We start from the raw sequence: 16,744 nt of genomic DNA, 5'->3' as shown, positions 1-16,744 counted from the left end.
TATTATGCTTTCTTAATTAATTTGATAATCGAAGATTGGATACTAATTCATTATTAAGATTATAGAAGATAAAAAGTTTGGTTTTTGTCTAAAAAATAACCCCATTTATTTTTTGTAATTGGGGTTATTATTTTTTGCCTTATAAAGCCATTTCTAGAAAACTATCCAAATAAAACAATACTAATTCAAATTTTACAATATGAAAAACATACTTTACACAGTTCTGTTTTTTATTATAGGATTCCAAATTACGAATTCGCAACAGTTGAAATCTCCCAATGGAAATTTTATAATGGAGTTTGCATTACAAAATGATGGAACCCCAACTTATAGTTTAATATACAAAGGAAAAACAGTTGTAAAGCCCAGTAAACTAGGAATTGAACTTAAAGAAGATAAGAACATCAAAAAATCTTTATTGAATGATTTTGCGATCGTGGATAAAAAAACTTCTTCATTTGATGAAACTTGGAGGCCGGTTTGGGGCGAAGTATCATCAATCCGAAATCAATACAACGAACTTGCGGTATCATTAATTCAAAATGAAACCAATAGACAGATTATCATCCGTTTTCGATTGTTTAATGATGGTTTAGGTTTTCGTTATGAATTTCCATCCCAAAAAAATCTCACCTATTTTGTTATAAAAGAAGAAAGAACACAATTTGCAATGACAGGAGATCATACCGCTTTTTGGATGCCGGGAGATTATGATACTCAAGAATATGATTATACTACTTCGAAGTTATCTGAAATTAGAGGACTTTTTCTAAAAGCAAAAAACAGAAATTTATCTCAGCCTCCCTTTTCTTTAACTGGAGTACAAACGTCGCTGATGCTAAAAACAAACGATGGTTTGTATATCAACTTACATGAAGCTGCATTAATTAACTATTCATGCATGCACTTGAATTTAGATGACAAAAATATGGTATTTGAATCTTGGTTAACTCCAGATGCGAATGGCGATAAAGGGTACATGCAAGCTCCAGCAAATTCACCTTGGCGTACCATTATTGTAAGTGATGATGCCAGAGAAATTTTAGCTTCTAAAATGACTTTGAATTTAAATGAACCTTGTAAAATAGAAGATACTTCTTGGATAAAACCGATCAAATATGTTGGTGTTTGGTGGGAAATGATTACAGGGAAAAGTTCGTGGAGATACACAGATGAATTACCATCTGTACAACTTGGTATTACAGATTATTCTAAAGTGAAACCAAACGGAAGACATGCTGCAAACAATGAAAATGTCAAGAAATATATTGATTTTGCCGCAACAAATGGTTTTGATGCCGTTTTAGTCGAAGGTTGGAATGAAGGCTGGGAAGACTGGCTTGGCCGCTCGAAAGATTACGTTTTTGATTTTGTAACTCCCTATCCTGATTTTGATGTAAAAGGAATACACGAATATGCAAAATCAAAAGGAATAAAAATGATGATGCATCATGAAACATCTGGATCTGTTCGTAACTATGAACGTCATATGGACAAGGCTTATCAATTTATGAAAGATAATGGATACGATGCTGTAAAGAGCGGCTATGTAGGCAGTATTCTTCCAAGAGGAGAAAACCATTATAATCAGTGGATTGTAAATCATTATCAATATGCTGTAGAAAAAGCGGCAGAATACAAAATTATGGTCAATGCGCATGAAGCAGTGAGACCAACAGGTATTTGCAGAACTTATCCTAATTTAATTGGCAACGAATCGGCAAGAGGAGGAGAGTGTGAAGCTTTTGGCGGATCAAAACCAAATCATGTAACAATAATACCTTTTACCCGATTAATTGGCGGACCAATGGATTATACTCCAGGAATTTTTGAAATGGATATAAGCAAAATTAATCCACGCAATAAATCGCACGCTAACTGTACACTCTCAAATCAACTCGCATTATATGTAACTATTTACAGTCCCTTGCAGATGGCTGCCGATTTACCCGAGAATTATAATCGTTTTTCAGATGCTTTTCAGTTTATTAAAGATGTCGCTGTTGATTGGAGTGAAAGCAATTATTTAGAAGCAGAACCTGGTCAATATATTACCGTTGCCCGTAAAGCAAAAGGAACCAATAACTGGTTTGTAGGGAATGTAAATGGAATTGAGCCTCGAACTTCCAACATTAATTTTGATTTTTTAGAAAAAGGAAAAAAATACATCGCTACTATTTATGCCGATGGAAAAGAAGCGAATTACAAAACAAATCCGCAAGCTTATACTATTCGAAAAATAGCCGTAACAAATAAATCAAAACTTTCTCAATTAAGTGCATCTGGCGGCGGTTACGCGATAAGTATACTTGAAGACAAAAAGTAAAAAGCAGTTTAGGATTTTATAAGTTCTTTTAATGATGAATAAGAACTTAGATCTGAAACTTAAATAGAAGTAATTATTGAGTTACATTTAATGAACTAGGTTAACTATAAATTAAAAATCAAGAATATGAATTTGAATATAAAATTTTTGACGGTATTATTATTGGTGAATTTTGCTGCTTTTGCACAGACAAAAGGAGACGAATGGAACTTGACTGCAAATTCAAGGGAAAATTATTTTGGAGTTGCTATGGCAAATGGTAAGATCGGAATTGTTACAGATGATACCCCTCTAAAAACAAAAGAAATTATCCTAAACGGCGTTTACGAGCCTAATCCTAAAAACGGAATTAGTAAAGTGGTAAGAGGAATTGAGTTTTTAAATCTGCACTTATCAATTGATAACCAAATGGTCGATGGTACTAATATTGATCACTGGAATCAACAAGTTTCTATGAAAGAAGGAACAAGTACCACTTCGTTTCAATTTAAAGATTTAGCCCAAATTAAGTATACCATTTTGGCTAATCGTGTATTGCCTTATTCAGCAATGGCAGTTGTTGAGATTGTTCCGATGCGTGATATTGAAATAAGTGCATCAAACTATATGAATGTTCCAGAAGAAATGAAGACAGTCAAAAGCGAGTTTAGAGTGATGAAGAAAAAGAACTATGGAATACCTCTTTTTAGAACTGTTGCGCAGACAAATACTGGTAAATGGACGGTTTCAGCTTCTACTACTTTTCTTTTTGATGGCAACGCAGAAGTAGTGTCACAAAAAGGATCAGAAGCAGGTTTTTTGAAAAAAATACAAAAAGGAAAAAAATATCGTTTTGTAATTGCAGGAGGAATTTGTAATTCTAAAGATATTTTAGATCCGGTAAATGAGGCAGAACGCCAAGCTATCTACGCTTTTTCAGAAGGGATAGATAATTTACTCGATAAACATAAAAAGGCATGGGCTGATTTATGGGAGACAGGAGATATTCAAATAGAAGGCGATTTAGATGCGCAGCAAAGAGTTAGATTTGCCTTATATAATTTATATTCTTTTATTCGCGAAGGAAGCAGACAAAGTATTTCGCCTATGGGATTGTCATCTCAAGGATACAACGGACATATTTTTTGGGACACAGAACTTTGGATGTACCCATCGCTTTTAGCATTACAGCCAGAATTGGCAAAATCGTGTTTAGACTACAGATCTGATCGATTGCAGAAAGCAAAACTGAAAGCATTTATTTATGGTTATAAAGGCGCAATGTATCCTTGGGAGTCTGATGATACTGGAGAAGAAGCTACACCAACAAGCGCTTCAATGGGTATTTTTGAACAACATATTACAGCAGATGTTTCTATTGCTTTTTGGAATTATTATGCCTTGACTCAAGATAAAAAATGGTTACGTGAAGAATGGAATGTAATAAAAGAAACCGCTGATTTTTGGGTTAGCAGAGTTGTAAAAAATACAGATGATAGTTATTCGATTTTGAATGTGGTTGGAGCTGATGAATATGCTTTAAATGTTGATGATAATGCTTTTACAAATGGAGCTGCGATTGAATCATTAAAAAATACCATAAAAGCTGCTGAAATATTAAATGAGCCGATTAGTCCAAAGTGGATTGAAATTTCAAACAAACTAAAAATTCATAATGAAAACGGAATTACTCAAAATTATAAAGGATACAAAGGTCAAGCGACAAAACAGGCTGATGTGAATTTGTTAGCCTATCCACTGCATGTTGTAAATGATGAAAAACAAATTAAAGCAGATTTAGATTACTACGCAGCAAAAGTTGATTTAAAAGACGGGCCGGCAATGACTTTTGGTGTGTTCTCCGTTCTGTATTCACGTTTAGGAGATAGAAAAAAAGCTTATGAGTATTTTGTAAAATCGTATTTACCTAACAGTCGTCCGCCATTTGGAGTATTCTCAGAATCGGCTAATAGTAACAATCCGTATTTTGCTACCGGAGCAGGAGCAATGCTGCAAGCTGTTATTTACGGTTTTGGAGGTGTTGAACAAACGGATAATGGATTGAAATTCAACAAAGGCTTACTTCCTGAAAAATGGAAATCTTTAAAAATAATTGGTATTGGAACTGAGAATAAAACGATCATAATAAAATAAGTAAGATTAAGATCGGTGTCGCAATTTTCTTTGATTTAGCGGCATCGAGATTTAGTTTTGTTTTTGTTTTTTGGAAGAAGAAAGGGATAACGGATGTATTAAATTAGTACATCTATTATCCCTTTCTTAATTTAATCGAATGACTTTCTTTTTATAAAGTTTACGATTTAGACCTTAACTTATTGTTTTACAAGTTTAATTGTTTTAGCATTATTTCCATTGCGTATTTCTACGAGATATGTTCCCGGACTTAGATTACTTCTTAATGCTACGGCTGATGCGTAACTTGATTTTATAGTATCTATTTTTCTTCCTAAAAGATCAAAAACATTAATAACAATGTTTTGCTTGTCGTCTCCACCCGTGATGTTTATTTGGAATTCGGTTTTTGTTGGATTTGGAGATCCGCTAACTATAAAATCATCGATTTGCTGTTCTGCAATTTTAAAAGAAGAAGTACTTAAAGTAGAAGTGTTTTCGCATGAACCAAGAGAACAGCCATGTGCTAAATGAGCCGCAACAGCATTAGTTGAAATACAAAGACTTTTATTATTGGTATGGCATACTGTTACTTTTTTGTCAGCACAACGAACATCAGTTACTGTTATTTGTTTTGTTATAGTGACTTGGCAGGCTAGTGCGTCAGTAATAGTTAAACTGTAGTCGTGAATTCCTGCTGTCGAAGGACTTATTGAAATACTATTTGTTGTTGCTCCATTACTCCATGAATAAGTAAAAGGCGCTGTTCCGTTTGAAGCTGCAGCAGTCAATGTTAATGAAGAAGAACCATATCCTAAATAAATTGTATTAGCATTTCCTCCTGGATTTACAGCATAAACATCAGGAATATTCGCAGAGAGTGCACTGTTAATAGTTACAGTTGTCGTATTTGCACTGCTATTTCCTGCGTTATCAGTAACTGTCCATATTATATGAGATGTTCCTACGTTAAAGTTTCCGCTGGCATCCAATCCGCTTCCGTTTCTTGTAGTTGCACCTGTAATTTTGTAAGTAACCGTATTAATAGTGCAATTATCAGATGCTGTTGCTGATGGAATAGTGTAGTTACCGTTTGACTCATAGCAAAGAGCAATAGTAGCAATTGAATTTACTGTTGGAGCTTTTGTATCAATTACAGTAACAGTTTGTGTAGTCACAGCTGTATTGCCGCTTTCATCAACAGCGGTCCAAACTACAGTTGTTGTACCGTGAGGAAAAAATGTCGGCGCATTATTAGTAATACTTGCAACAGAACAATTATCAGTAACCATTGGCTGCGTTAATACTAATGCCGCACCACATTGATTTTCATCATTGCTCACTGTTATTGCAACTGGTACAGCAAAGATTGGTTTTTCTGTATCATTAACCGTAATTATAAAAGAGGTTGAACTACTGTTGCATCCATCGGTCGCTGTCCAAGTAACAGTCGTATTCCCTTTATTAAAAACTTTATTTGCTAATGAACCGCTGCCAGCGGCTGAAGTTGCACCAGTAAGTAAATAGTTATAAGTAATAGTATTGCAGTTGTTCAATGCTGTTATATCAAATTCATTCGCTTGAACAGTATATGTGGATACGCCTGTATTTGTACTCGTCATAATATCGGACTTTGCAGGAACATAAAATGTTGGTTTAACTTGACCGTTGAACGAAAAATCATCAATGCCAACTAGAGGATTTCCAGAAGTTTTGTTAGAGCCGTACCAGTATAAACGAAACGTGATTGGGCTTTTTATATTAGATAAAGGACTTAAGTCATAGGTTAGTAATGTAGCAGCAGTTCCAGTAAAAGTTTGAGGTGCCGTGATGTCACTAGTAAAACCATCTGCGCTGGATCTCATAACATATGTACTTGGATCAGCTGCATTTCCTTTTCTCGCTGTAAATTTAAGGTTAGAAAAATCTATTTTATAGCCATTATTAGGCTGCAGCTTAAACTCAAAATATTGATTAAGATTAAGAGCGGTAGCAGGATCAGAAGCAGTTGTTTTATTAGTCCATCCGTTTAATAAAACACGACCACCAATTTGACCTGCAGTATTAAGTCCGCCACTAGTGCCATAATAAAAATTAGGTATTGCATTTCCATTGCTGGCGATATTTGGATTTGTTGCATTTCCTGTGGTAATAGGCGAGGTAAAGTCAACGGGAGTACTGGTAAAAGTATTACCCCAAATTTGTATTGGTGCACTGTTATTATTAAGTTCAAAAATCTTTATATCATCATGATAAATAATACGTGTTGCTACATTAGGTGGGTCAGTAGTAATAGACTGCCCAGGGCGGTATAATCCCCATTTCAAATATCCAGAAGGGTTAGTCTCGGGAACATCCTGATTGAAAGTTCTAAAATTACTCACCTGCCAAGCCAAAGTATAATCAGTTTGACCTGGTAACCTGTAATAAACCTTATAATATCCAGTTGCATCAGTTGTCATTTTTGCGTCAATTCTAAAATCGATCCACTGATTGATGTATGGACGAAAATCACCTATAATAGATGGCTCAATATTATCATTGGGTATACGGAAAGTAATACTATTACGTTTCGCACTTAGATACCAAGCAGGGTTTTCGCCTCCACTTTGTTTGCCTTGAAAAATAATATCCCCGCTTTGAGCCATACCCGATGTATAAGGTTCCCAATCTTTCAGCTGCAGACTAACTTCAAAACGACGTTCATCTCCAGGGTAGTATTTTCCATCAGCAAACATTTGAGCAGTAGCTGCTTCGCTGCGCCAATGGTTATCAGAAAAATACCCTTCGTCTCCTATTGTTACGCGGTGAGCAATAGCATAATTGCCGGTACGACCAGGGCTTACTAAGTATTCTGCGTCAGCAGCGGTGGCATGCGTTGTCGTTAAATTTGGAATACCAGAGTTTACTGTACCGCTTTCGTAATCAACATTAACAAGCGTATTTGTAATCGTTGCAGGAGGTGTTGGAGGTGCAGCTGTTAAAAAATTAGAATAACTGATATCATCAATATACAATATAGGAGCCGATGATCCTGCGCCCACATTCAGTAAATTCATTCCGCTGATGTTAGTTCCCTGCGGAAGTAAACCTGTTCCAGGATCTGCATTAGTAAGTACTTTTATAGTATCAATCCAAATATCATAAGTACCCGCCAGAAGGTTATGAGTTACCATGTTTGCACCGCTTCCAGTTACGTATGATGCAGTGCTATTACTGTTATTCATAAAAAACTTCAGAATATAAACTTGGTTTTTGTTAATTGTTGTCTGAGAAAGCCCGGTTGTTGTATAATTTGGACTTGCAGCCGAAGAGAGCCAATCGAGGTTGACAGTAGTTGCAGCGGGAGATAATCTCAAAGCAGCAAATGTTTGCGGTAAACTTATTCCGCTGCTATTATTAAAATTACTGCCATTGCCAAAATACAATAAGAACCTGCCATTAGTTCCTGAGCTGATATTGATTTTGCATTCAAAAGCAGCGGCATTAGAAGCTGTAAAAGGAGCCAGAGCAAATTTAGCACCCGTTACAGTAGTGCCGCCATTTATTTTAAGTTCGGCTCCTGTACCTCCTGCAAAATTAGAAGTGGTGAGTTCAACAGCGCCTTCAGCAGCCGATGAAGCTTTTACACTGGCATTGCCGCCGCCAGCCATTGGTGCGGGTAAATAGGTAGAACTATAAGTTGTAGATGTATATGGCTCTGAGGCGGTAACCCCAAAGTTATATACCCAACTAGAATCTTGAGCTTTTGCTTCTAATAAAGAAAAGACACAAAGTAAAGCAAGTAAACTTTTTTTCATAATTAAACGGTTTTTGGTTGAGTTAGTAAAGCAGCAATTTTTTAATTGGATTGTATAAGCCAATTAAAAAAAAGCTTGTGGTTTTTAAAGTGGATGCGTATTAATGTTCATTTTTTTTATTTTGGCAGAGTTATGTTTTTTTAGTTTAATTTTTTTTATTTCCAAACACTGTAAATATTTTCAACACTTTTTTAAGAACAAATTTTTATTATGTTTAAGCAGTAAAAAAGGATTAGAAGTACTTTTTTATGGCATAATAGTTTACAGCAATATTTAGTTTTGATGAGCACTTTTATAAGGCTAAGTTAAACTTGATGATGAAAATGGTATTTCAAATTCAGCTATAAATGTTTTGATTTTGTACAAATGTTCATTTTTAGCAAATTGCAGGAACAGAATTTCACGGTTGTGAATATTCTTTAATGGCATTTTTTAATCAGTAGGATTTGCATTTGAAACCACAGCAGTCTGCTTTTAATTACAAAGAAAACAGATGATAATAAAACACTTTGCGACGTTTACAATGGTATAACACACACTTTTTTATATGAAAAAGTAAAAGGCTGCGGGCCAATAAGAAATGCAGATTATTACTTTTTGTTAAATAAAAATGGTGCCGACAATAAATACAGTATAATTAATGGCAAAGGAGCTGTACTTACAAAAGAAATTATTGTGCCTGATTATAAACAATATAATTATTCAAAAGAGTATTTTGAGCTCACCAAAAAGTTCAACGGAAAGCCAACAGAATGTTATGACAAAAAAGGTGTTAAAATTGAATGTACTAAGTAGTTAATTTAATCTTTTAATAAAAAAAGCCTGTAAACAATAAGTTTACAGGCTTTTTTTATTGGGAATAATCAAATACTTAAATTTCAAAATTAGAAGAATATTTATATCCTAAAAAATGAAATTCCAGTAATGATTATCTTAATTTCCCAACAAATATTACACTACCGCCAAGCGCTTCAGAAACTGCTTCAAAATCAGCAGCTCCTTTTTGTTTTAAAAGGCTGAATTTACCATCAGGAGCAGTAATATTACCATAATATTCTACACCATCAATTGTACCAACAGTATAAACGGTGCCATATTTTTCAAAAGAAGTAAAAGGTTCAACTTTTAATGTTTTTAAATCTACAAGTGCAAACTTTGTTGGAGCATTATACCAGTCAGCAGGCTTTGCTGGAGGAGTAAATGTATTGTCTAGATATTGCGCAAGGGCTTTATCTCCGTGAACATAAGTTACTACATTTACTGAATGTGCATTTAAAGGAGCTTTTAAGTCTACAAAAAAGTTAGGATCAAATGTTCCGTTAGGATTTACCTTTAACATTCCACCAGCTGGAGGAGCACCTTTTACAGTACTGTAATCTAATGAAAGTGATGTAGCACGAGAAGGTCTGTAGTACAAAGTACCATCATTTCCTTTAGCAAACGTATCATATCCCATTGACATACGTGTGTCCTTAACATAAGTAACCGCTTTTGATGCGATATCGAAAACTGCAATTTGAGCGTATTGTGGAAACTTATTAAAATCAGTAGGAGTTGCGGCCACTGGTAAAATGATTTTTTTTGCAGAAGTAACATAACTCATGTAAGTAGATGTTTTAACAGCAGCATCATTACTTAGTGGTAATGGAGTAACAGCTATAGTTTCTGTTATACTCATTGTTGTTGGATTGAACTTGATAATTTTTCCATCATTTAAGGCGAAAAAATAAGCTTCTGTTTCAGATACAAAAGCGGGAGGTCCAAAAGTACCGCTGACACCTGTACCTGTAAGACTTAATGCATCTGAAGCAGAAATTTTCATATCATTACTTACATTGTATTTGGTTAAAGTTGAAGCTGTACCATTCCAAACATATGGATGTTCACCATAAGAGTAAATTGTAGCACCTGGACCAATCTCTGTCATTGTTTTATAATCAAGAGTTGAAGGAAATTTATCGTATGCTCCTAAATAGAAAACCCTTCCTCCAGGGGTATTTACACGAACTGATGCAATAACGGCAGGGTTATTACCTTGACCTTCATCTTTTTTAGATTCATCCGAGCTGCATGATGTTAATGCAAATGTCAAAGACATTAGTGCTAATGCAGCATGTTTTATAAAAAATCGATTTGTTTTCATACTTGTTGCTTATATATTTAATTAAAATTGAGTTACTAATTTGATATTAAATGATCTTCCTGGTTTTTGCACGCCAAAAAAATCATAATTTTTTTCATTACTTAAATTTTGTATTTCCGCTGTTACGGCATATTTAAGTCCATTTAAGCTATTGTGATAGGTCGTTCCAAAATCAAAAATTTGCTGACTTGGGATAACAAATGGATTTGTTGAAGCACTTTCCCAGCTTCTAAAAAACTCATATACATATCGCGCATCAAGAAAAAGAGATAATTTATCTGATTTGCCAATGATGTTGTTAAAAGAATAATTCGCGCCTCCGTTAGCAAAAAAATAAGGTTGATTAGGTACTCTGTCTCCTTTATAAGCTGCAAATATTCCTTCGTTTGAGTCATTATAAAAGTGTTGGTACGTACTGTTTGCATGAAACGAAAGGTTCCCATTTTTAGATGTCCAGCTGCCTGAAACTTCAATTCCTTTAGAAGTAGCTGCAAATACATTCTGATAAATATTATTACGATCTATACTTGGAACAAATAGAATTTGATTATCTATCTTTCTTAAAAAAACATTGGTTTGAACTTGCCAGCTGCTCGTTTCATAGTTTGCTTTAGACTTGAAAAAAAGTTCGAAATTGACGTTATGACTGCGTTCAGGTTTTAAATTCATATTGCCTTGTATAAATTGACCGTCTCCGAACAATTCATCTGTCTGAGGTAGACGGGTAGCGTATTCATACGTTAGTCTGGTAGAAAATTGTTCATTGAATTTAAAACGAAATCCATTTCCAAAACCAAAATAGTTTGCATTTCTGTTTTCTTTTATTACCGAATTATTAGAAGGTATTTTCTCTTCAGAATTAACTTGCTGCAGGTAATTTTTAACAAACAAAAGATTCTCTAATTTTTCATCAAAAGCATTTATTTTAAAATCCGCGCCATTGATCCATGTAAACAGTTCTCTTACAGCACTGGCAGGATCATAACCATTAATAAGTCTGTCGTCTCCAGTTTGTTTCGAATAGGTTGGTGCCGAAGTAAAACTTACAGCATATTTATTATTAATTTTCCATGAAGCTTTCAGACGTGAAAAAACATCATTATTCCAAGTATAAGTATCACTTGGACCAGTAGATTCTGAAATTTCTCCACTCACATTTCCTGCAGAACCTTCAATACGCTCGCCATACCAATTGTAAACAAAATCAGATACATCTGTAAATTGGCGTTCCCTGTAATTATATCCTGAAATAACATCGAGCTTAAAATTTTCACTAAAGTCATTGCGATACGTAAGGACAGATCCAGCTGATTTTCGATAAGTCATAACTTCTCCGTAGGGAACTCCAACCATTAATTGATTATGCTGAATTTCTTTAGTGTAATCTGTATAAAATCCTTCGATACTCAATTCTTTTGCCCAGATTCTGTCTTTTACACCTGTTATTAACTGCATTCCAAAGCCTTTGTAGGCATCATGAAATCTAGGGACCGTTACTTTTTTTATCTTACCAGCATTATCAGCTACATCAACATCTACTTTATAGTTGTTTTCAGAAGTATCATAAAACCCACTTCCTTTTATAAAAAAGCCAGTCTTTTTATTGTAATTAGTAAGTATTAGTGATGTTCTGTAAGTTCCAAAAGATCCCGCCTGAGCTGAAAAAGAGCCGCTGAAACCAGGTTTTATTTTTGGTGTAATTAAATTGACAGCACCACCAAGAGCATCTGCACCAAATTCAATAGGAACGACTCCTTTGTAAACATCTACACGATCAATTAAATTAACTGGAACTGTTGAAATTCCGAAAGTATAACCATGATATTCCAACGGAATGCCTTCTAAGAAAAATCGGATTTGATTTCCCGTCAGTCCATTCATCGAAAAACTTGTTCTGGAACCAAGACCGCCGCTGCGTCTAACACTGATACCTTGTGTTTGTGCGAGCACTTCTCCTAAATCTGTAGTTTTGAACTTAGCTTCCTTCATTTCTATTACAGAAACGGCTTGTGCTGTCTGCTCTTTTTTTTGCTTTTCAGATTTACCCTTTACGACTACATCATTTAATTTCTCCGCATCTTTCGATGTTTTATCAACTTTTTCTAATGTTATAGTAACTGAAGTGTTTGGTGAATTTTCTAAAACAATTGTATGCTTTTTTGAAATGTATCCTTCTGAAGTAGCTTCAATTGTGTACCTGCCATTTGCCAAATTTTCTATCTGATAAAAACCAGCAGCATTTGTTTTTACATTTATTTTGGTGTCTAAAAGCTGAATGTTAACTCCCTCTAATGGGGTTCCTTGTTCATCATTTACTTTACCAGAGATTTTGTTTTGTGCTATTAAAAATGTCGACGAGAGAATAAAGAGCAATACTATTTTGAGCTTCATGAAATTTACTTATAATTATATATTATGTTTATTTAGAATAAATAAAAAGTGCAAAAATATTAAAATTATCTATTTATTAGTGAAATAGATTAAAATTTAATTATATTGATGTTTAACTTTTTGATTTGTTGTGTTTTATGTGGATTAAGAGCTAGAGATAGTGAATAAAATGGAGAAACATATGCTTAACAAGCTTTAACTATTTGCGTAATACTTAAGAATGTTTATTTTTGTAAAGAATTAATCTAAATAAAAATAACCTCGTAATATTTTTTTGAATACCTAAAAATGAATCTAAAGCTCTCCGTTTTCTCAATTATTTTAGTTTTTCTATCCGTTAATTTAAATGCACAATCACTTCGATTGAAGGTTGAAAATGAATCAAAAAGTGCCATCGCAAGTGCCTCAGTTTCTTCAGGTAGTAAAATTATAGGAACAACAAATAAGTCAGGTGAAGTCTCGATTTTAGTTCATGAAATACAAAATAATACAGTTTTAATTTCTGTTCCTGAATATCAGCCGCTTTCGTATGTTCTTTCTAATTTGGAAGAGAAAAATGTAATTTCGATTGTCTTAAAAAGTGATAATGAACTGCAAGAAGTTGTTGTTACGGCTGGTAGAAAGCAAGAAAACATTGCTACCGTTCCTTCTTCAATAACCATAATGAGCCAAAAAGAAATACAGGTGCAAAGCAGTATTAATACTAATTTATCTTCTATTTTAGGAAATGTTGTTCCAGGTTTAGGTACCTCTACAAATAAGGCAACGAACTCAGGTCAGACTTTAAGAGGAAGACAAGTTTTGGTTTTAATTGATGGAATTCCGCAATCGACACCTTTGATGAATGGTGCTCGTGATATCCGTGTCGTTGACGCCAATGCAATTGAACGTATTGAGGTTATTAAGGGAGCGACCTCAATTTATGGCAACGGTTCTGGAGGAGGTATCATTAATTATATTACAAAAAAAAGTCCGCTGGTTGACAGTTTTCAAGGGATAACAACAGTAGGAACCACTTTTAATCCCCTTCATAGTAAAGAAACTTTTGGCTATCGCGTTTCACAGTTTTTTAATGGCAGGAAGAACAAGTTTAGTTATGTTATTGGAGGAGCTTTTGATTACACAGGACTTCAAAGAGATGCTGATGGAAAACCACTCGGACAAACAGATGGTTTGTCAAATTCATCACAGTCTAATGCTTTTGTGAAATTAGGATATGATATGGATGATCATACTAGTTTTAATGTGGTCTACAATTTTTTCAGCAGTACTCAAAACGCAAAATATATTAGCCAGACCGGTATATATGGTCAGACTCCTACAATTGGTGTGAGAGGAACAGAACCTGGAGAAAATGCAGGAACTCCGTTCAATCACAATTTCATGTTTACTTTTTCGAAAAATAATTTATTTAATAATACACAATTAGATGTATCAGCTTATTTGAATTCTTTTCAATCCATGAACCGTTATGTTGCGTCAGGAACAGCTTGGTATGGGCCAGGGCAGACCATGATTAATTCCAATAAAATTGGAACCCGTATAAACTTAAACACACCTTTCACTATAGCTTCGATGCCGTCTGAAATTACATATGGTATTGACGTGTTAAATGACGTTACTTTTCAGGATTTAGTAGATGGGCGTGTTTATATCCCGAAAATGGACATGTTAAATATTGCCCCTTATGCACAATTAAAAGTTGATGTTTTAGAAAACTTAATTTTTAAAGGAGGATTGCGTTATGAAAATGCAACCGTGCGTGTTAAGGATTTTAATACAATAGCTTCTGGACCAGGAAATCAGGGCAGTATTTTTGTAGAAGGAGGTGAAATTCCATATAATGCTACAATGTTCAATGCTGGTCTTCGTTTTAATAAGTATGAAATTTTTAATCCATTTGTAAGTTTTTCTCAGGCATTTGCGATAAATGAATTGGGCAGAATTTTACGAAGCGCAGAGGAAAGTACTATAGCAAATTTAGAAACAGATCCAATTATTACTAATAATTATGAAGCTGGTTTTTCAAGTAAGTTTTACAATTTTAATTTAACAGCAGCGTATTACATTAGTACTTCAAAATTAGGTGCTAATTTAATTGAAGTTGATGGTCGTTTGGTTGCACAACGTGAGCCTGAAAAAATTCGCGGATATGAAGTAACATTGGATTATAGATTTTCTGATAAATTGAATCTTGGAGGAAGTTATTCGTACGTTGAAGGAGAAGCAGAATTTGATGATGGAAGAACTGTTTACTTAAATGGATCCCGTATTGCTCCGCCTAAAGCAACAGCGTATATAACTTATAAGCCTACTTCTGACTGGTATTTACAATTATCTTGGGTAAATACGGGTTGTCGAGATCGTTTTGAACCAAATACCAACGGAAGATACAGTAATAGCGAAGGACCTATTTCAACAGTGAATGTGGTTAATTTTTCAGGAAATTATTCATTTAATAAAAATTGGTCAATGAGTTTAGGAATAGAAAATTTATTAAACAACAGCTACTATTCGACTTTGAGCCAGTATCGTGCTGTAAATGCAGATTATGTAATGGGGAATGGTATGACAACCAGCTTAAATTTGCGTTATAAATTTTAAATTTTTTAGAAGAAATCATTCTCATAAGCTTTGGTTCTATTTGAAAACCATTTTGCAAAACGATATAATAAATGAATAAAACACTTAAAAAAAATATTGGTTTATTACACCTTTGGCTCGGTCTTGCATCTGGGTTAATTGTTTTTATAGTTGCCCTGACAGGAAGTATATTGGTCTTTGAAGATGAACTCGACGAGTTCATTAATCCTGAATTTTATAAGGTAGCCAGTGTAGGCAAAGAAAAACTGCCAGTGGATGATATTATTTCTGAAGTGCAAAATGAATTTCACCTTAAGAAAATTGATCGTGTTCATTCTTTTTATGACCCCGAAAGAACCTTAATAATTACAGCAACTGATATTGATAAGAAAAAACTAATTTTTTCTATTGATCCGTATAGTGGTAAAGTTTTAGGCTCTGTACCTGCTAAAAACCGTTTTTTTTCGGTTGTTCTTGATTTGCACCGTCATTTAGTTTTGGGTGATTTTGGACAAGCAGTCACTGGAATCAGCTGTCTTATTTTTGTTTTTATGCTTTTGTCAGGACTTGTTTTGTGGTGGCCAAAGAAAATTAAAAATCTAAAACAAAGATTAACGGTAAAATGGGACGCGTCATTTAAAAGAGTAAACTGGGATTTTCATTCGACTTTTGGTTTTTATACTTTTTTTGTACTTCTGATCATTTCGCTGACAGGTTTGACCTGGTCATACGAATGGTTCGAGAGCGGCGTTTATTTATTGGCTGATGGAACTACTAAAAAAGAATCTGCAAAAGTTGAAAATCCAACTAAAACCGATCCAAACACAGATAAAACGTTTTTTTATCAAAGTATATTTTCAAAAACAGATAGTATTTATAAATATAAGGGAGATACACAAATCAGAATACCATCTGATACCATAAATAGTATTATGGTCATCAAAATGAATCTTGAAGAAGAAATACCAAATATTGCAAGTATGGCTTATTTTGATAAATATACTGGCGAAATTGTAAAAACAAAACCATATGAAACATTTAGCAATGGTGATAAAATAAGACGTCTGATTTATCCAATTCATACAGGAAGTATTTATGGATATCCAACAAAAATACTGGCATTTTTAGTTTGCCTTTTTGCTGTTACACTTCCAATTACCGGTCTGTTTATATGGCTTGGCAGAAAGAAAAAGAGTAAGTAATTATTCTGTAATAAAGTTTTAAATCTAAAATCCAACAAGTATTGATCTTGTTGGATTTTTTATTTAACAGATATAGCTTTATACTAATATTAATTCTAAAAAAATCTTGATATATAAACAAAAATTGAAGACTGGATTAAGAAAGAAATTATCTCATTTTTTCTGTACTTTTTGTTCACTTATCCAG

Annotated in this window: 8 protein-coding genes; 5 read left to right on the top strand and 3 right to left on the bottom strand. The window is 34.0% G+C overall.

Annotated elements, in window-relative coordinates:
* Positions 1-199 precede the first annotated feature (199 nt).
* Both B0A75_RS08290 and B0A75_RS08285 read left to right on the top strand, forming a co-directional pair.
* On the top strand, positions 200-2,326 hold the full coding sequence (locus tag B0A75_RS08290; RefSeq protein WP_089053827.1) for a glycoside hydrolase family 97 protein: 2,127 nt from the start codon (positions 200-202) through the stop codon (positions 2,324-2,326).
* Positions 2,327-2,452: 126 nt separating this feature from the next.
* Positions 2,453-4,459 (top strand): glycosyl hydrolase family 95 catalytic domain-containing protein, encoded by a 2,007-nt coding sequence (locus tag B0A75_RS08285; protein ID WP_089053826.1) that lies wholly within the window; start codon positions 2,453-2,455, stop codon positions 4,457-4,459.
* Between the two features lie 179 nt (positions 4,460-4,638).
* Here B0A75_RS08285 and B0A75_RS08280 read toward each other — a convergent pair whose 3' ends face one another.
* Complete coding sequence (locus tag B0A75_RS08280) at positions 4,639-8,238, bottom strand: heparin lyase I family protein (protein WP_089053825.1); 3,600 nt, start codon at positions 8,236-8,238, stop codon at positions 4,639-4,641.
* A 597-nt stretch (positions 8,239-8,835) separates the two neighbouring features.
* Between B0A75_RS08280 and B0A75_RS08275 the strand changes: the two genes are divergently transcribed.
* A complete protein-coding gene (locus tag B0A75_RS08275) occupies positions 8,836-9,033 on the top strand; it encodes a hypothetical protein (protein WP_089053824.1) in 198 nt (65 codons plus the stop codon).
* Positions 9,034-9,166: 133 nt separating this feature from the next.
* On the opposite strand, the gene B0A75_RS08270 is transcribed toward B0A75_RS08275, so the two are convergent.
* Together B0A75_RS08270 and B0A75_RS08265 are read right to left on the bottom strand one after the other, a co-directional pair.
* The gene (locus B0A75_RS08270; protein WP_089053823.1) at positions 9,167-10,381 is read right to left on the bottom strand and encodes a hypothetical protein; all 1,215 of its coding nucleotides are present in this window, start codon (positions 10,379-10,381) and stop codon (positions 9,167-9,169) included.
* A 21-nt stretch (positions 10,382-10,402) separates the two neighbouring features.
* On the bottom strand, positions 10,403-12,772 hold the full coding sequence (locus B0A75_RS08265) for a TonB-dependent receptor (protein WP_089053822.1): 2,370 nt from the start codon (positions 12,770-12,772) through the stop codon (positions 10,403-10,405).
* 288 nt (positions 12,773-13,060) lie between these two features.
* On the opposite strand from B0A75_RS08265, the gene B0A75_RS08260 reads away from it, so the two are divergent.
* Positions 13,061-15,376, top strand: coding sequence for a TonB-dependent receptor (locus B0A75_RS08260; protein WP_089053821.1), 2,316 nt, complete (start codon positions 13,061-13,063; stop codon positions 15,374-15,376).
* A 71-nt stretch (positions 15,377-15,447) separates the two neighbouring features.
* The gene (locus B0A75_RS08255; RefSeq protein WP_089053820.1) at positions 15,448-16,557 is read left to right on the top strand and encodes a PepSY-associated TM helix domain-containing protein; all 1,110 of its coding nucleotides are present in this window, start codon (positions 15,448-15,450) and stop codon (positions 16,555-16,557) included.
* The last annotated feature ends 187 nt before the right edge of the window (positions 16,558-16,744 follow it).

Origin of the sequence: Flavobacterium oncorhynchi (assembly GCF_002217355.1) — a bacterium.
GTDB lineage: Bacteria > Bacteroidota > Bacteroidia > Flavobacteriales > Flavobacteriaceae > Flavobacterium > Flavobacterium oncorhynchi.
This window is presented reverse-complemented; position numbering and strand designations above follow the sequence as displayed.